We start from the raw sequence: 16,375 nt of genomic DNA, 5'->3' as shown, positions 1-16,375 counted from the left end.
AAACCTACCATAGTCAATATGGCAAGGCGCCGGGTTCTTATCCTACGCTTACACGACAGAAGAAACCGAAAAAATGGAAGTGATGCAACTCGCTTCCGAATTGGACGGTAATGTGGAACTCGCCATTAAGCATATCGCTATGCAAAGGCGTGACAACTTAAATCAATAGTTATTAACAATCAAAAATTTTAAGACAATGAAAAAAATATTTTTAATGATGCTTACGGCAATGATGTTTGCCGTAGCACCGTCCGCAAAGGCTCAATTTGTAGTAACTGACCCGGCAAATTTGGCTTCAGGTATTCTCAACTCAGCGAATGAAATCGTACAGACTTCATCCACTGTGAGCAATGTCGTAAAGAACTTCAAAGAGGTTGAAAAAGTGTACAAACAAGGCAAGGAATATTACGATAAACTGCAAGCTATCAACAACCTTGTGAAAGATGCTCGTAAGGTACAGCAAACAGTTTTGCTAGTGGGCGATGTGTCTGAAATGTATGTGACCAATTTCGGTAAGATGATGAACGATCCGAATTTCAAACCAAATGAGTTAGTAGCTATTGGTAACGGGTATTCGGCACTGCTGAATGAAAGTACTGAACTTCTAAAGGAATTGAAGCAGATCATCAGTGCATCAAGTCTTTCACTGAATGACAAAGAGCGTATGGATATTATTGACCGGGTGTACAAAGAAGTAAAAGAATACCACAGCCTTGTACGCTATTACACCAATAAGAACATATCAGTAAGTTACCTGAGAGCAAAAAAGAAAAATGATGCTAAAAGAGTGCTTGATCTGTACGGAACTTCTAACCAAAAATACTGGTAAATTATGGAATGGGATAATCTTCACGAACTTCTGCGTTCGCTCTACGATGATATGATGCCTCTTGCAGGCGATATGGCTGCGGTTGCGAAAGGTTTGGCAGGATTGGGAGCTTTGTTCTATGTAGCATTAAAGGTTTGGCAGGCTTTAAGCCGTGCCGAACCTATTGATGTGTTCCCATTACTTCGTCCGTTTGCTTTAGGACTTTGCATTATGTTTTTCCCAACTATCGTGTTGGGAACCATTAATGCGGTATTAAGTCCTGTGGTAACCGGAACCCATCAAATACTCGAAGACCAGGTACTTGATCTGAACAAGCTACAACAGCAGAAAGACCAATTGGAATATGAAGCAATGGTCAGAAACCCAGAAACAGCCTATATGGTATCGGACGAAGAGTTTGATAAAAAGCTGGAGGAACTGGGCTGGTCGCCATCCGATATTGGAACAATAGCCGGCATGTATATGGACAGACAAGCCTACAAGATCGAAAAAGCCATCAAAGATTGGTTTCGTAACCTACTCGAAATACTTTTCCAAGCTGCGGCTTTAGTCATTGATACTATCCGAACGTTCTTTCTGATTGTTTTAAGCATTCTCGGTCCAATTGCTTTTGCTATCTCCGTATGGGACGGTTTTCAGTCCACGCTCACACAATGGATTACACGGTATGTCAGTGTATATCTCTGGCTTCCCGTTTCGGATCTTTTCAGCTCTATGCTGGCAAGGATACAATCTCTCATATTGGAAAGAGATATAGCTATGCTAGCAGACCCAACATATATACCTGATACCAGCAATACCGTGTACATCATTTTTATGATTATCGGCATTATCGGATACTTCACCATACCAACAGTAACAGGATGGGTAATCCAAGCCGGAGGTGCAGGAAACTTTACACGCAACGTAAACCAAGCGGCTATGAAAACTGGAAATATTGCAGGTGCAGGAGCTGGTTCGGCGGCAGGGAATATCGGTGGCAAATTAATGGGAAAATAAAATAATTAAATCAGTTAACAATGGAATTTAAAACTTTAAGAAATATAGAAAACAGCTTTAGGCAGATACGTTTGTATGCCATAGTATTTGCAGTTCTCTGTATTGGTATTGTAGGATATGCCGTATGGAAATCCTACAGCTTTGCCGATGAGCAACGTCAAAAAATCTATGTACTGGATAACGGTAAATCCTTAATGCTTGCCCTGTCGCAAGATGCCAATATTAATCGACCTGTTGAGGCTCGGGAACACGTTAGGCGTTTTCATGAACTGTTCTTTACGCTGGCTCCCGACAAGAATGCCATTGAAAGTAATATGAGCAGGGCTTTCAATCTTGCCGATAAATCAGCCTTTGATTATTACAAAGACCTTTCTGAAAAAGGGTATTACAGCCGTATTATTTCGGGTAATGTACAGCAACGCATAGAGGTAGATAGTGTAGTGTGCAACTTTGACAATTATCCTTATGCGGTGCGTACCTACGCAAAGCAGTTCATCATTAGGTCAAGTAATGTAACACGTCGTAACCTGGTTACTTCCTGCTATCTCGTAAACTCCGTTCGTTCCGACAACAATCCCCAAGGTTTTAACATCGAAAAATTTGCGGTGGTAGAGAACAAGGATATAGAGGTCATCGAACGTTAAAACAGGATATATGAAAAAATTCAAGGAAAATATGGACAGGTTTTTTGACAAGCTGGACAACAGTTGGAGGGCTTTACCATTGAGGAAGCAACACCTATACACGCTGTACTTCTTTATTGGTTATCTACTGCTTACTGTAGGCGTTGTTACCAAAGTATGGTACGATACAAGCAATTCAAAAAACGATATACAGATAGAGCATATTGAAAACCCTGTCCTTAAAAAGAACGAAAGTCCTGCAAGGTTACAGGACACATTATCAACAATTTTAAAAAATCAGATTTATGAAAGAAAATGAGAACAAAAAGTCGGTTGTTCGGGTAACGGAGGGTAACCCGAAAGAAACCGCCGATGTACTGCAAAACGGTAAGGAGAATAAAACGGAAAAGCTCAAAAAGCCTTTGATTTTTGGTTTGATGGGTATTGTTTTCGTGGGTTGTATGTATTTAATTTTTAAACCGTCGGAAGACAAAAAGGAAATCGAAAACATCGGGCTAAACGATGACGTGCCACAGGCTACCGGAGCAGGAATGCCTGCCGACAAAGGCAAGGCGTATGAACTTGAAATGTTGGAACGCAAAGAACAGGAGAAGCGTAATGGTTTAGCAACGCTTTCAGATTATTGGAACACCGATGACAAGAAAGAGCCTGTGGATGAATTTACCGAAGATGATGATGAAAGCACCGGCTATGGAGGTGGTAGTAGAAATTCGGGAAGAAACAGTAATCCTGCATTGAACAGCTATCGAAATGCACAAAGTACATTGGGTAATTTCTATCAGGACAACAATTCTGAAACAATGGAACTTCGCAAGCAATTGGACGAGTTGAAAGAACAACTAGCTGATAGAGATCTGCCAAAGCCTACAACTGTAGATGACCAGATTGCATTGATGGAAAAATCCTATCAGATGGCGGCAAAATATCTCCCGACAAATACGAATACCAACACCGCAGAACAACCTGTACCTGCAACAAATAGTACCACTTCAGTGGCTTCGGGTGAGAATAAAAAAGAACATTTTGTATCATTTACTGCTGCAAGGAAGAATACCGTATCCGCCTTGTATCGTGAGCCTACAGATAGTGAGTTTTTGGAAAATTGGAGCGAAACCCGAAACAGAGGGTTTTATACAGCAAGTACTACCGAACAAATGGTACAACCCAAAAACAGTATCAAAGCCTGTGTACACGATGCACAAACAGTGGTTGGCGAAACCGGTGTTCGTTTACGATTATTAGAACCTGCAAAAACACCAAGCCGTACTATTCCACAGGGAACCATTGTAACAGCTAATGCCAAATTTCAAGGAGGACGTTTACAGCTTAAAATTACCTCTGTTGAACTGGAGGGCAATATCATTCCGGTTGATATCACCATCTATGATCTGGACGGACAGCAAGGTCTGTATGTTCCGTATTCTCCTGAAATGAATGCTCTTACCGAAATGGCGGGCAATATGAGTCAGACAGGTGGAACCAGTCTGATGCTTACCCAGAATGCAGGACAACAGGTAGCTGCAGATTTAAGCCGTGGCGTGGTGCAGGGAGTTTCGGGCTATTTCGCCAAGAAAGTACGCACTCCAAAAGTTACACTAAAAGCAGGGCATCAGGTCTTTCTTGTATCAAAGCAATAATGTTAAACTCAAATATTAAAAAAATGAAAAATATTTTTAAAACCTTTTGGGCAGTTGCCCTGACTATCGGCTTTGCCGTAACCTCCTTTGCACAGGATAGTGTACCTGTAAAAACACCTCTTGAATTGGGCAGAATTGAGCCATATCGTATGGAAGTAACTTACGATAAAACATCGCACCTGATTTTCCCGACTGCCATTCGTTATGTGGATTTGGGAAGCGAATACCTGATTGCCGGAAAAGCCGAAAATGCAGAAAACGTATTGCGTGTAAAAGCATCAGTTCGGAATTTTGAAGCCGAAACCAACTTTTCCGTAATTACCAATGATGGTCGCTTTTACTCTTTCAATGTGTATTACAGTTCTTACCCCGAAGCGTTGAGCTACGACCTGCTAACAATGCAAAAAGCAGTAGATAAAGCCAATGGAAACGATGTGTTGTTTGAAGAATTGGGGAACAATTCTCCGTCTTTGGCTGGTTTGTTATTGGAAACCATTTACAAGAAAGATAAGCGTATTGTAAAGCACATCGGGGCAAAGAGCTTCGGTATTCAGTTTATCTTGAAAGGTATCTATATCCACAACGGGAAATACTATTTCCATACGGAATTGAGAAACAAGAGCAACGTACCTTTTAATATTGATTTTATCAACTTCAAGGTGGTAGATAAAAAGGTAGCCAAACGTACCGTATTACAGGAACGACCTATGATACCGCTTCGAACTTACAAGCCTTTGGAAGACGGAATAAACGGACAATCTACCGAGCAAAATGTTTTTTTGTTAGACCAATTTACCATTGCCAACGATAAGGTGTTGCTGATTGAAATCTTTGAGAAAAACGGCGGACGACACCAAATGCTTCAGGTAGAAAATTCGGACTTAATCAAAGCCCGTGTAATCAATGATATGCACCTGAAATTTTAATAACCTTTTAAAGTAATTACAATGAAAAAATATATCTACACCGTGATGTTGCTCTTTATGGCCATCACGGTAACACAGGCACAAAGAATGTTACCCAAACAAAAAGGTTTGGAAATAAGTACAGGTATTTTATCTGATGATAAAATCGGTAACGATTATTACATCAGTCTGGGTATGACCGTAAACGGTAAAAACGGAAATTATCAGATATGGGCTTTGGAATACACACATCAATACCACAATTACAAATCGCTTCAAATACCGCAGGAAACCTACACGGCTGAAGGTGGTTACAGTTTCTTTTTATTGGGCGATGCCCGTAAGAATATCACACTCAATGCAGGGATAACAGGTGTTGTTGGTTACGAAAATATCAACCGTGGAGAAACAATGTTGTACGATGGTGCGAAAATAGTTAGCGAGGACAATTTCATCTACGGTGCCAGTGGTCGGCTGACCTTTGAAACGTACCTGTCTGACAGATTTGTATTGGTTTTACAAGGGCATACAAAAGTGTTATGGGGTACAGATTTGCGACAATTCCGACCTTCCGCAGGTGCGGGATTAAGATTTAACTTTTAATACGTAAAATTATGATAGCAATATTTAATAAATTCAGAATAGGATTACTGCCGTTATATTTAATGCTGGCAATCCTGACAGCTTCGGTTTCTTTGGTATCTTGTAGTAAAGATGACGAACTCGAAATACAGAACGATTTTCCTTTTGAGGTCAATGTAATGCCAGTTCCTAAAGAGATTGCCAATGGAAATACCGTTGAGATCCGCATTACCATACAGCGTACAGGAAATTACAGCAACACACAATATTTCCTACGCTACTTCCAATTCGACGGACAAGGCTCGTTGAGGTATTACGATGAACCACCATATCTACCCAACGATTTGTATCCTTTGGCATCGGAACAATTTCGCTTGTATTATACTTCAACGTCATCCGTATCGCAGTCTTTTGATGTGTGGATTTCGGATAGCTTCGGGAATGAAAAGCAAATAAGTTTTCAGTTTAACAGTAATGATTAGAAGTAAAAAGAAATCCTGCCACAAAGCAGGGTTTTCTTTTTTGATGTAGATTGAGGGTGATTTTTTGTAAATTTAAAAGGTAGAATTAAATACATTTGGATATGGTTTCATCGTTAGTTATTTCAATAATATTCTTGGTTGCAGGCTTAGGATTACGGTATTGGCTTAACCGTCGAAAGTTTTACAGACGTGGTCCTATGGGAGCAGAAGGATTTTCCTCATACGAAAGTTCGGTATTCATTAAATTAATTGAAAGGATCGGCAAATGGTTAGCCTATGCATTAATTATCTTTGGGCTATTGTCATTGTGGGTTTATTCGAGGGAGAAAAAGGAAGTAAAAACAGAGCAATCAAATCAAAAATAATTTCTAATTACATTTTTAGGAGAATCGGATATCTAAAAGGTTATCCGATTTTTTGTTTTTTAAAAGAGATAATGATTGATAAGGATTACAATTATAGAGAGTATGCTAATCAATTAAAACGACTTTAGTATATTTGCTTAGTAAAATATAGAAAATCTTAAAGTGTTTTTGCTTTAAGTCTTGGTACTGAAAACTGGTAATTTTTAAGACAACAAGACAATAAGTAGGAACGCTCACGCTATAGGCGTGGGCGCTCGCTTATTCGTTGTCGGGTATACCAGTGCCTCAGTATCGGTAAGTTGTAGTTGCCTACGCTTCTTTTTTTCGTAAGGCCACATCAATTTTTAAAAGTATATTGATATGGAAACAGACACACATCCACAAAAAATGACCCTTGGTTTTATCAATGATAAAAGTCCAATTCTAGATCGTATTTGTAATGACTTAAATGCTTTAGGAATTGAAGCTTTATTCCGATTGGAAAATGTTCAAGATGGATTAAATTACTTACTCACACTAAAAATACTTCCTAAAGCTTGTATTATTGATCTTGACTTTTATGACAAGAATGTACTAGCACAGCTTCAATTATTAAGGACACAATATCCAACCATTCAACTTATTGCACATAGTGATATTGATGATAAGAAAGTCGGTAAAAACTTGTTAGATATTGGTGTTTCGAGCTATTTATTAGCTGGTAGTGATGCTGATGATTTTAAATTAGCCATTGACATCCTTGTCAATGGCTAATTTTCAATGTTATGAATAACAATCTAATACTCTATAGACTCTTCTCGTACACTTCTAAAATGATTTTACACAAGATTTTAACGTGTTCATGTTCAATATTTTCAAGCTCATCTATCAATAGAGGATAATGGTCTTTAAACAAACGTAACCTCCCAATGCTGAGAGCATAGAGAAATTCCATTAGTGCTTCACCTTGATATTCATCACTATGTTTTGCAAAGGTCTTTAAAAGCATCAACATGTCCTCAGAATTCTTACGACTAAATGAATAATTAAGCTCGTCATTTTTTGCTGCTCTAAGAATAGACGCTTGAATAATCCCATCATTGAAACGATTAAAAACAAATGGATCAAGTAAATTCTTTACAAAATTAGTCTGATAAAGCCCGTCAATTCTATTATTTCTTAGATTATTTAAAACACAAGAAATAGTAAAATAAATATCCGATTGAGTTACTTGCTCAAAGTAATCATTACTATTAAAAAAAGCGGAATTTTTGCGAATTTGTAATTCATTACCTAGAATATCAGGATAAAATATTTTTTGTGTGCCACCTTTGAATGTTTTATTAGAAAAGTTATTTATTGTCGTTATTCTTTCATTTACAAAACTAGATGGTTCATTTAAGCCCTCTTGTATTTCTCGTAAATGATCTAGCTCAATTTCCCAAGGTGTTTCTATATTGGAGTTATCACAATTAATAGTCTCTATTTCTACGAAAGAACTATTTTCTGCACCATATAGTCCATATTTAATATTACTTTTTAATTCTTTATGCTTATCAGAATCACTAATTCTATTGATACCAATAAAGTATATAAGTCTGATATTATTATAATTTCTGAAATATCTACTCAAATAAAGTAGGTTTTTCCCATTTGTAATACAAGAAGCTACAATCAAAATAGAACCAGATTCTTCTTCAGAAATCTTTTTATCAACTAATTCAGATTGATTAATAACTTCAATTGAATTCTTAGAAAAGCAAGTAGTCTTTTCCAAGATATACTTTGCTAATAATTCTGACCCTTTATCATTCAAATGGATTATATACTTTAATGATGCTGGTACGTATTGATTAACGAAAGCGTCTATCTTACTTTTATGGCTTTTATAGTGTTTCTTTTCAATATTTCTAATGATATTCTCATAATCAATATACAAATTGTATTTTTTTCTATTGATAGTATCTTCACTAAAAGAAACTTTTAAGGAAGTGCCAGTCTCCTCATTATATTTGAATACTTCCACAAAATCTTTTAAGGTTTTGGTTATGTATTTACTAGCAACGATATTTCTAGTATTTATAATAGGTTCATCCAAACTAAAGGAGTCCCCAACAATCTTAATTGCAGTAGATTGATTCTCGCAAAACGAACATCTTTCACCAGCCTTGAATTGCTTATAAATCTCTAATCCGTATTGAAATTTTTCATTACGTTCTAAATTACAGAGAACTCTTTCAAGTGAGAGATTTGACGGCTTTTCTATTGGAAGATAGTAAAGAATACAAACATCTTTTGAATCTATCTCTGGATGATTCCCTTTTAAATAATGAACTAATCCACCAGATGTCGATGCAGATATTAAAAAAATTGAATCTTTATAGAATTTGGTATTTTTACTGTATATGCCATCGTACGATTTAAATGACTCAATATTAAGATCTTCTCTATTATCATATCTTTTCAGATATTGGCTTATGGAGTACCCGACAACATTTATAGATAACGTATCACAATAAATATTTCGAATTTCTGTGTTTTTAAATAAATGCAAAAGATTTAATCCAATGAAATCAATTTCACTTTTTTGTACTAATACATTTGCCGTTCTTAAAAATTTGGTTGAATGCTTTCCTGATGGAAAAACATAATGGTGAGAAATGCCATTACTCTCTACTAGCCCTCCATTTGATATAAAGATGTTTGCTAATCCTTGATTAATAATTTCCTTAAAGTTCTCTTTCAAAAAGCGATCATCTTTTGAAAAGATAAAGTCTGATTTATTGTAACCAACATAAAAAATGCTTTCAACAAGTGAGTTTTCTTCTGCTTTTGGAATACTTTTAAAAATTTTATCGAGATTAATTTTTATAAGAGATTCTACAGAAGATACAGTAGAGCAATGAAGAAAAACGAGGGCACTTGTTTGATGGAAATATCTAAAATGTTCTGTCAATTCATTCTTCAAAGCACCAAAATCAAACTCGATATTAGGGTTGAAAATTATTGTGGCACTTTTATATTTTTTATCTCCGATGTTTGAGTTGTAAATGTAAAATTTTCCCATTATCGATTGCTTTTGAATGGATATAGAATACTGATATAAGAACCTTGCGATTTAATGATATTGTCCGTTTTAAAACCATCATTATTCCAATCCTCAAGCTTTAGATCCTTCAATTTTTCTATGTCAATAGGTTTGTAATTGTCCTTTATTAAATCTCTGTAAACACAATACTTATCGGTTGAAATTTTCACAAAACCTTTTTTATTCAATATATTTAATATACGGTCTAATCCTATACCTTTCTTTGACTTTAGATTAGAGGTTGAAGATGTCTGATTTTTCACAAGACACTTCTTAATAACTTCTAAATCCGTTAATGTTTCTTTCTTAGTAAATTTGTCAATAAATCCTACCCCTGAATCAAAAACTAAAATTTCTAAATAATAAATTTGATTGTGTTCGTTAACGCAGTTTTCCAAAATGAACGGGTGTTGAAAAAAGGATTGAATAGGTGTTTCTTCGAACTCCTCAAATATTTTATTACTATTATTTATATGAAACCTAAAGTAAACTCCGCGTATACTTGCAGGAATATCTATTAAATTTTGGTCAGTCTTCCCCCATTCGTAAGTGTTTTTTGTTAACTCGTAGACTATTGCACCAATATCTTCAATAAGATTCTCAAATTCAATTTTGTTGTTTTTATTAAAGGTCAAAACATAGTCATTGAAAATTTTCTTGATGCTGTATTTGATTTGATCTTCATCATCGTTAAACCCATCAGGACTTTCAAGTAACCTTATTAAACCTTTGTTTTTTGAAAGATGATCCGTATTTGTCAGAATATATTTATTACCCTTTATTCTATCTAACGAATTCATTTTTATGAAAAAATCGTTTTGCAGTTCTCTTAAACGATCCTTAATATTGACATTGTTTTTATCAATGAAATTTGTTGTATTCCATAATAATGAGACTACAGGATAAGCATATTCTTGATCATAAAAATTGTTTAAGTTTTCATTATCTACATCTAATTCTAATGTTTGAATATTTGATTTATTATTTAATGTGATAATGAACTTTAACAAATCTCCCAATAGTCCAAATGTATATTTGTTTAATGAACCTGGCATTTTTAGATTTATAACACCCTCGACCTCATTATTTATATGTTTCCTATATAAAATCTCCATTTTGCGAGGAGTGATATTTTTAGGTATTGATATTTTGATCATATAGTTTCTTTATTTACATTCTTTTACTAAAATCCTTGTAAATTTCAAATAACAAACATACTAAAATATTAAAAGCCAATCTAACCAAGCGGCGTTCTTTTGCTTCTTTTCTTTGGTCGCAGATGTGGAAAGAAAAGAAGTCTCCAAAAACAACGAAAGGGATACTGAATATCCCTGCAAAACAGATCGCAACCTGTTTGATAAAATGAGAAGTGAAGATGGGGTGTAGCCATACATTTTGGCAAAGTGGTTGCACCGCTTAAATGCAAAAAGACTGCCCCGACCTTCGGGAGGGTGTGTCTTTTTGCCGCCAGATTTCTGCTATCGGGCGACTTGTATGGGTTGTGAACGGAAATCTTTCAAATTGAGAAAAAAGCCCCTGTTTTCAGTCAATCCATTACGGAACAAACCCCATAACAAAGAACTTCCCATTTGTGCGAGTGACGAATTGATATATAAATCCTGTTTTTCCAATGCTTCAGCTAAACTGCAACTTGGTGTATCGTCCTGTTGTTCGGACTGCTTCAGCAAATGTCCAAATTCATCGGTAACCATTGGCAGATTAGATACCGTTTCGTATCTGTCGGAATTAGGCTGTTTTATATCTCCAATCGTTGATAATAATACCTGTCCTGTATATTGGCTGTTTCCATAATCCAACCAATATTTTGGTTTATGATGGTAATATTTTCCGTTATCCAATGCTTTCAATATTTCAGCAATACCAAACCTTGCTTTTACAATATCTACACAGGTAATAAAGATAGTAGCCTGTGCGTTTTCGGGAACTTTGCCCAAACTATCTTTTTCAAACTTCTGTGTTTCGGCTTTCCAGTTAGTACCTGTAAAGCGGTTTGCTCGGTTGATGAGAGCAACGGATTTATACAACCCGACCTCACATTCTGCAAAACGCTGTCTTCCCAAATTTGCTTCTGTGATAACATCATCATCCCAAAGACGAACGGACAATCCTGCGTGTCCTAAAGCTATTAAACTGTGGTTCATTTCCATTAAGGCGGTCAAAACCTTTGAGCCTGTGCCACCTGCACCGATAAGGTTTATCGATATGGGATTGGTGGCATTTATTAAACTATTGTCCGTAAAATGGACTTTTATTCTTTCGTTGTTCATCGCAATATGTCTTTTAAGGTTAGGTTATGTTCTGTCAATACTTCCATTGGAAAGGCGTCGCCTGTGGCGATTAAATTCTCCCAAAGGCTTACGCAATTTCCATTTATCGGGTTATGACCGTGCATTAAATGACTGAAATAGCTGTTAAAGAAAAAGCCTTCCCATTTGTTTATAAATTCTTCCAATGAAGCGGTTTTCTTTATGCGTACATCTACTGTACCCATACATACATTGCCGTCCTCATACACGTTAAAAAAGGGGGCATTGTACAGCTTTGTGTTTATTGTAGGTCTTCTTCTATTCGGTAAGGCGAAAACGGCTAAACCGTTGCGGTTGGCTACCCACAGCATAGGTGGTACATTGGCTTTGCCTTTGGGTATTCCCAGACTTTCAATAAAATATAGTTCCCTTTGTGTGGCTTTTGTAAACCAAACTACTTTGTTTCCATTAGGGTCGAAGTATAAAACCTGATTGCTCAATACTCCCTGCGGTTTCAATAACGGTTCTTTTTCTTCTTTGGCAGTTTTCAACGCCTTTGCCAGTTGGTTTGCTTCTTTTACGGTCAAAGGGTGTGCATTAATGGGAGTACCGTTTTTATCCATATCAAAATGCTCTACATAAGTATTGTTACCCTTTCCAGTAGTCTGATAAAATACCAATGCTGATTTTGGGTAGTATAGCGTTCCGAAATCCTGTGTTATATCGTTCATAGCCTTGTTTTTAAAAATTATTCAAAATGTAGGTCAATTCATTTATCATCGTAAGCAAACGGTTTTCAAACTCCAATGTGTTGGCGGTTATATCACTTCCGTCAAACCGTTTTATAATAATGGGTTCTTCCATCTGTCCGTATTCCTGTAATTCGTTGTTTACTGATTCTACCACATTATCCATAAGCCAGCCTGTACCATCTGCACAGAATGAAACATACTTTTCCATTGAAATGATATTTTCCATGTCTTCTTCATTGGCTTCGCCATTTGGTCGGGCATTGCGGAATACGTTTGCATTAGGGTACTGCTGATAAATTGCATAGGCTTCCTGTGCTACTTTAAAGCAATCAGCATCAATCTTATCTTTCGCTTTAAAACGGTTTAAACGTTCTTTAAAGAGCCTTAAATTAGCTTCGTTGTAAATCTTCTTTTCCATACAGTCGCCAATCCATTCTGCTTGAGAAAATTCGCTGAGGTAGGCTTCTGTATCTTCTCCGTAATCATCCTCGGTTACCCAATCTTTGTGCATTTCATACATCCAGTACAGGTAACTACTTTCCTGTCTGTAGTATGGAATATCGGCAATGTGGTACAAATAACTGCAAACTGACAAAAACAGTTGAGCGGTATGTTTTCGCTTTGGGTCTTTCAACCAACGAAATAAGGGTATTACAGGAATGTAATACAGGGTTGTACCAGTATTATATCTTTCCTCGCTTGTAAAAAACACTTTCTTGCTATCCTGTATCAGTCTGATTTCTTCCCAATCCGTTATTTTAAGTTTTAGCTGTTCTTCGGTGTCTTTTAAAGCCAATGCGATATTGTAGGGATAGCCGTAAGATTGCGTTGATTTCGGAATGATGCCGTAATGCTCTGCCAATTGAGAAAGGGAACTATAAAAATCCCTTTCCATTTTGATATTATCCCTGCAAGCCTGTACTGTTTCTGTTTCGTTCAGTTTAGGGAGAAACGAAGTCCTTAAAAAACCATTGGTAACATGGCTACTGGTACGGACTGTTGTTTGTCCTTTTGGATTTCGTTTGCGTCTTTCGGTCGTTGCATCCAGTTTGCGAACTCGCTCAACTGACGGTGCAATTGCTTTTGCTTGGGTTCTTGGGGCATTTGGAATGTTCCCGATACGGTATGTCGTTGCATAAGTCATTGTTTTACTGTTTTAGTTTAACCTTTTGTTCCCATTGCACTTTCAAAACGGTACTGTACCGTATCGTCCTTGATTTGTGGTGCTGATACTTTTGCGGTAGTCAGAATGGGGTATGTATTGGAATAAAAATTCATTACTGCCTGTACACTCCATTGCGGTTCGGGGTCGTTCAGTTTGATTTCCTGCCCCTTATCATTCAATATAAAAACTCGTTGTAATTGCGTTGCTAATAACATAACATTTGATTTTTGGGTTAGTACTTTTATTCTTCTTCTCCTGCTTCATCAATGGGGTAATCGTCTGTAACTTCTGCCGATTGTATCGGTTCGGGTGTTGCTTCTTCTGTCGCACCGAAAAGGCTCGGTGTGGCAAATTTGCCCGATAGTGAAGTTTTACGTTTGCGTATGGCATCGGCATAGTCGGGAAAATCGGCAGGGTTCGGCACTTTCATCCACGCTTCACGGAATTTACCCTCTTTTTCCAGTTCGTCAGCCTTTGCCATAGCTTCTTTATATTTCTTGTCCCTGGCTTCCTTTTCTTTCTTCTCCTTATCGGCTTTTTCCTTCTCCATTGCCGATTGTTTTTTGACTTCTTCCATTTGCTTTAAGAATTTCTCCATATCCACCATCAAACCCGAAACGGTTTGTACTGGTGCGGTTATCTGTTCAAAAAATCCCTCATCAAACTCCTGTGCGGTAGCATTGAATGTAAGGGGCGGAATAAGGTTTTTTGCATTATCCCCGCATTGTTCATTGTTAAGCATAACCGATACGATTAGCTTGGTTTCTGCTCCCTTTGAAATGTTCAGTTGTAATACTCCTGTAAAGTTCAACTGCTGTATCTGATTGAAAAAATTTGTATTCATCGTTCTAATTTTTTTGTTTGTCCTCTAATCGTTTTTTCTTAGCTGTCAGTTTATTGTACATATCTGTCCAGTATGCGTTCTGTCTCTTGTCGAACTCGTAGAAACTTTCGTCCTCGTGTCTGTAACCAGTGAACCGCTTGCTAATCTTTATGGCTTCATCAAGGTCAGTGACTTCGATAGAGCATCCGTTTAAATCCGTTACTTTCATAGCAATGATAATTTGCGTTCCAAAAGCGTTTCCAGTATTTCGCAATCACTTTCATAAGTTTCCCCCTCAAAATGGTAAGTGTCTGTATCTTCATCAAAATCATACGCCTCTATGTCTTCATCGCTCAAACATACATCGTCCAGTATGCCGTTTTGATAGGTTGCTCTACCATATATCCCGTTTCCCATTTCCTCATAATCCTGTACAAAATCAACTTGGTATCGGTCTGCTATGCTCCGCAGTATCTCGGAGTTAGGCGACCATTTGGTTTCGTACTGAAAATTTCCTTCATCGCCCTCGTTCCAGTAGATATTGAAGAAATACCCACCGTTCGTACTGTCTGAAAAGTCGGGCAATTGCCCTTCTTCGGCTTGCTCTTCCTTTTCCTTTAAGATTTGGAAAAGTTGTTGTATCTGTGTGATTGCTTCGGGTTTTCCCTCGAACACAACCGTATTACTACACCAGTTCGCCATTGCTGTTATCATTTAAGGTTATTTCAATCATTTTTTGTTCTCCGAAAAGCAGGTGTATAGCCTGTTTTAGTTGGTGGTTACATTCGGGTTTTTCCGCATATTCTATCAAGCTATTTGAAACAAATATGGCATTCTAACCGTCAAAAAGTTGGTCAGAAAATACTCTTGGGTTTCGCTGTAACATCACGTTGTACTGCTTTAAAATTCTTTCGGTATTCTCTACAAGACCAAACCAAAAATTGGCTGTAATAAGGGTTTTATCTGCCCATATACTCCGCATATATTCCTCGTGTTTTCTGAAACGCTCGGTTTCCTGCTGTATAAAAAGGCTTATTTCCTTAAGGTTTTTGGAAAACAGTTTTGCCAGTATATATCCCTTTTCCACATTGTTCATTTCTTCTAATGCTTTCATTGTAATGCTTTTTAAAGGCTACCACCGTTTGTAAGGCGGTAGCCTGTGGTTTAATTAATTGAGTTGAAAAACGTCTGCACCGACTTTCTGAAAAGAGGTACATAATTCAAATGCTTTCTGTGATTTCAGTTGAGCAGTACCACCCATTACAATACTCTGTAATTTGGCTTCGTTGTCTTTGTAATTTCTTACGTTCTGATAGTAGCCTGTTACCGCATTGTATGCTCCGAACAATGTACCTTTGGTGGTTTCCATTTGTTGGGTATCGCTTATCATTGCATAAGCAAAAGCATCTTCAACAACGTTTTTGAATACGGTGGAAACTTCATCTTCCGCACCTTTTTTCAGCAGTTCCAATGTTTCCTTATTTGGGCAAAGTGCCAATTGGATTAGCTTTTTAACCTCTTGGTCTGATACCTTGACTTTCGTCCACTCATTGAAAATCCCTTCTAACTGGTCGCTGAACTGGTTAGCAAGTCCCATAACTTTATGTGCGTTGTCTAAACGTTGTTTTGCTCCTGCGGTGTGCTTGATGCGTACCACATTGCTCATATTGCGTAAAGAAGCATTTAAGGTATTTTGGCAAACAATTCGGATAGGTGTAAAAGCGGCTGTAATACTTCCGCTACCGTCATGCGAAGTGGTTAGAAAGTAGGCTCGACACCTGACGCCAATATCTATGTTTCCATAGCTGGTTTCCCTGTGTCTGCCCCCAAACCGTACGTACATGTCTCCATGTATACG

Annotated in this window: 19 protein-coding genes; 9 read left to right on the top strand and 10 right to left on the bottom strand. The window is 37.2% G+C overall.

The window, feature by feature from the left end:
- Positions 1-196 precede the first annotated feature (196 nt).
- The 9 genes from BGP15_RS09530 (at position 197) to BGP15_RS09485 (ending at position 7,196) form a co-directional block, all read left to right on the top strand.
- Positions 197-829, top strand: coding sequence for a DUF4141 domain-containing protein (locus BGP15_RS09530; RefSeq protein WP_038330858.1), 633 nt, complete (start codon positions 197-199; stop codon positions 827-829).
- A gap of 3 nt (positions 830-832) precedes the next feature.
- Positions 833-1,828 (top strand): conjugative transposon protein TraJ, encoded by a 996-nt coding sequence (traJ, locus tag BGP15_RS09525; protein WP_038330855.1) that lies wholly within the window; start codon positions 833-835, stop codon positions 1,826-1,828.
- A gap of 20 nt (positions 1,829-1,848) precedes the next feature.
- Positions 1,849-2,472, top strand: coding sequence for a conjugative transposon protein TraK (gene traK / locus BGP15_RS09520; RefSeq protein WP_038330852.1), 624 nt, complete (start codon positions 1,849-1,851; stop codon positions 2,470-2,472).
- A gap of 10 nt (positions 2,473-2,482) precedes the next feature.
- A complete protein-coding gene (locus BGP15_RS09515; RefSeq protein WP_038330851.1) occupies positions 2,483-2,770 on the top strand; it encodes a hypothetical protein in 288 nt (95 codons plus the stop codon).
- The gene (traM, locus tag BGP15_RS09510; protein ID WP_038330848.1) at positions 2,757-4,109 is read left to right on the top strand and encodes a conjugative transposon protein TraM; all 1,353 of its coding nucleotides are present in this window, start codon (positions 2,757-2,759) and stop codon (positions 4,107-4,109) included. The genes BGP15_RS09515 and traM overlap by 14 nt, the downstream gene beginning before the upstream one ends.
- A gap of 23 nt (positions 4,110-4,132) precedes the next feature.
- Positions 4,133-5,035: a conjugative transposon protein TraN gene (gene traN / locus BGP15_RS09505; protein WP_038331136.1), complete on the top strand. Its 903-nt coding sequence runs from the start codon at positions 4,133-4,135 to the stop codon at positions 5,033-5,035.
- Between the two features lie 21 nt (positions 5,036-5,056).
- Positions 5,057-5,617, top strand: a complete 561-nt coding sequence (locus BGP15_RS09500) for a conjugal transfer protein TraO (protein ID WP_038330845.1) — start codon at positions 5,057-5,059, stop codon at positions 5,615-5,617.
- Positions 5,618-5,628: 11 nt separating this feature from the next.
- The gene (locus BGP15_RS09495; protein ID WP_038330842.1) at positions 5,629-6,078 is read left to right on the top strand and encodes a DUF3872 domain-containing protein; all 450 of its coding nucleotides are present in this window, start codon (positions 5,629-5,631) and stop codon (positions 6,076-6,078) included.
- A gap of 725 nt (positions 6,079-6,803) precedes the next feature.
- Entirely contained in the window at positions 6,804-7,196 is a 393-nt protein-coding gene (locus tag BGP15_RS09485; protein ID WP_286769343.1) for an ANTAR domain-containing protein, read from the top strand.
- Positions 7,197-7,227: 31 nt separating this feature from the next.
- Here BGP15_RS09485 and BGP15_RS09480 read toward each other — a convergent pair whose 3' ends face one another.
- The 10 genes from BGP15_RS09480 to BGP15_RS09435 all read right to left on the bottom strand — a co-directional run.
- The gene (locus BGP15_RS09480) at positions 7,228-9,489 is read right to left on the bottom strand and encodes a hypothetical protein (RefSeq protein WP_038330838.1); all 2,262 of its coding nucleotides are present in this window, start codon (positions 9,487-9,489) and stop codon (positions 7,228-7,230) included.
- Positions 9,489-10,667: a hypothetical protein gene (locus tag BGP15_RS09475; protein WP_038330836.1), complete on the bottom strand. Its 1,179-nt coding sequence runs from the start codon at positions 10,665-10,667 to the stop codon at positions 9,489-9,491. The genes BGP15_RS09480 and BGP15_RS09475 overlap by 1 nt, the downstream gene beginning before the upstream one ends.
- 321 nt (positions 10,668-10,988) lie before the next feature.
- The gene (locus BGP15_RS09470) at positions 10,989-11,798 is read right to left on the bottom strand and encodes a PRTRC system ThiF family protein (protein WP_038330835.1); all 810 of its coding nucleotides are present in this window, start codon (positions 11,796-11,798) and stop codon (positions 10,989-10,991) included.
- The gene (locus tag BGP15_RS09465) at positions 11,795-12,508 is read right to left on the bottom strand and encodes a PRTRC system protein B (RefSeq protein WP_286769342.1); all 714 of its coding nucleotides are present in this window, start codon (positions 12,506-12,508) and stop codon (positions 11,795-11,797) included. The genes BGP15_RS09470 and BGP15_RS09465 overlap by 4 nt, the downstream gene beginning before the upstream one ends.
- Before the next feature lie 10 nt (positions 12,509-12,518).
- On the bottom strand, positions 12,519-13,673 hold the full coding sequence (locus tag BGP15_RS09460) for an alpha/beta hydrolase family protein (protein WP_038330831.1): 1,155 nt from the start codon (positions 13,671-13,673) through the stop codon (positions 12,519-12,521).
- 17 nt (positions 13,674-13,690) lie between these two features.
- Positions 13,691-13,909 carry a PRTRC system protein C gene (locus BGP15_RS09455; protein ID WP_038330829.1) on the bottom strand — a complete coding sequence of 73 codons (219 nt, stop codon included), beginning with the start codon at positions 13,907-13,909 and terminating at the stop codon, positions 13,691-13,693.
- 26 nt (positions 13,910-13,935) lie between these two features.
- Positions 13,936-14,538, bottom strand: coding sequence for a PRTRC system protein E (locus BGP15_RS09450; protein WP_038330828.1), 603 nt, complete (start codon positions 14,536-14,538; stop codon positions 13,936-13,938).
- Between the two features lie 204 nt (positions 14,539-14,742).
- Positions 14,743-15,231, bottom strand: a complete 489-nt coding sequence (locus tag BGP15_RS09445; protein WP_236688160.1) for a DUF1281 family ferredoxin-like fold protein — start codon at positions 15,229-15,231, stop codon at positions 14,743-14,745.
- Positions 15,232-15,352: 121 nt separating this feature from the next.
- Positions 15,353-15,631 (bottom strand): hypothetical protein, encoded by a 279-nt coding sequence (locus tag BGP15_RS09440; RefSeq protein ID WP_052217449.1) that lies wholly within the window; start codon positions 15,629-15,631, stop codon positions 15,353-15,355.
- Positions 15,632-15,685: 54 nt separating this feature from the next.
- On the bottom strand, positions 15,686-16,375 hold a 690-nt coding region (locus BGP15_RS09435), incomplete at its 5' end, for a DUF932 domain-containing protein (protein WP_286769341.1).

Source organism: Sphingobacterium sp. 40-24, from assembly GCF_001899705.1.
Classification (GTDB): Bacteria; Bacteroidota; Bacteroidia; order Sphingobacteriales; family Sphingobacteriaceae; genus Sphingobacterium; species Sphingobacterium multivorum.
The sequence above is the reverse complement of the archived record's forward strand: the minus strand, read 5'-3'. Positions and strand labels throughout refer to the sequence as shown.

What these genes read in the sequence shown, in the direction of transcription:
- BGP15_RS09440 (WP_052217449.1), bottom strand. Translation starts at nt 15,631, where the DNA reads ATGAAAGCATTAGAAGAAATGAACAATGTGGAAAAGGGATATATACTG.
- BGP15_RS09495 (WP_038330842.1), top strand. Translation starts at nt 5,629, where the DNA reads ATGATAGCAATATTTAATAAATTCAGAATAGGATTACTGCCGTTATAT.
- traK (WP_038330852.1), top strand. Translation starts at nt 1,849, where the DNA reads ATGGAATTTAAAACTTTAAGAAATATAGAAAACAGCTTTAGGCAGATA.
- traM (WP_038330848.1), top strand. Translation starts at nt 2,757, where the DNA reads ATGAAAGAAAATGAGAACAAAAAGTCGGTTGTTCGGGTAACGGAGGGT.
- BGP15_RS09455 (WP_038330829.1), bottom strand. Translation starts at nt 13,909, where the DNA reads ATGTTATTAGCAACGCAATTACAACGAGTTTTTATATTGAATGATAAG.
- traN (WP_038331136.1), top strand. Translation starts at nt 4,133, where the DNA reads ATGAAAAATATTTTTAAAACCTTTTGGGCAGTTGCCCTGACTATCGGC.
- BGP15_RS09470 (WP_038330835.1), bottom strand. Translation starts at nt 11,798, where the DNA reads ATGAACAACGAAAGAATAAAAGTCCATTTTACGGACAATAGTTTAATA.
- BGP15_RS09460 (WP_038330831.1), bottom strand. Translation starts at nt 13,673, where the DNA reads ATGACTTATGCAACGACATACCGTATCGGGAACATTCCAAATGCCCCA.
- BGP15_RS09480 (WP_038330838.1), bottom strand. Translation starts at nt 9,489, where the DNA reads ATGGGAAAATTTTACATTTACAACTCAAACATCGGAGATAAAAAATAT.
- BGP15_RS09475 (WP_038330836.1), bottom strand. Translation starts at nt 10,667, where the DNA reads ATGATCAAAATATCAATACCTAAAAATATCACTCCTCGCAAAATGGAG.
- BGP15_RS09515 (WP_038330851.1), top strand. Translation starts at nt 2,483, where the DNA reads ATGAAAAAATTCAAGGAAAATATGGACAGGTTTTTTGACAAGCTGGAC.
- BGP15_RS09445 (WP_236688160.1), bottom strand. Translation starts at nt 15,231, where the DNA reads ATGATAACAGCAATGGCGAACTGGTGTAGTAATACGGTTGTGTTCGAG.
- BGP15_RS09465 (WP_286769342.1), bottom strand. Translation starts at nt 12,508, where the DNA reads ATGAACGATATAACACAGGATTTCGGAACGCTATACTACCCAAAATCA.
- traJ (WP_038330855.1), top strand. Translation starts at nt 833, where the DNA reads ATGGAATGGGATAATCTTCACGAACTTCTGCGTTCGCTCTACGATGAT.
- BGP15_RS09450 (WP_038330828.1), bottom strand. Translation starts at nt 14,538, where the DNA reads ATGAATACAAATTTTTTCAATCAGATACAGCAGTTGAACTTTACAGGA.
- BGP15_RS09530 (WP_038330858.1), top strand. Translation starts at nt 197, where the DNA reads ATGAAAAAAATATTTTTAATGATGCTTACGGCAATGATGTTTGCCGTA.
- BGP15_RS09485 (WP_286769343.1), top strand. Translation starts at nt 6,804, where the DNA reads ATGGAAACAGACACACATCCACAAAAAATGACCCTTGGTTTTATCAAT.
- BGP15_RS09500 (WP_038330845.1), top strand. Translation starts at nt 5,057, where the DNA reads ATGAAAAAATATATCTACACCGTGATGTTGCTCTTTATGGCCATCACG.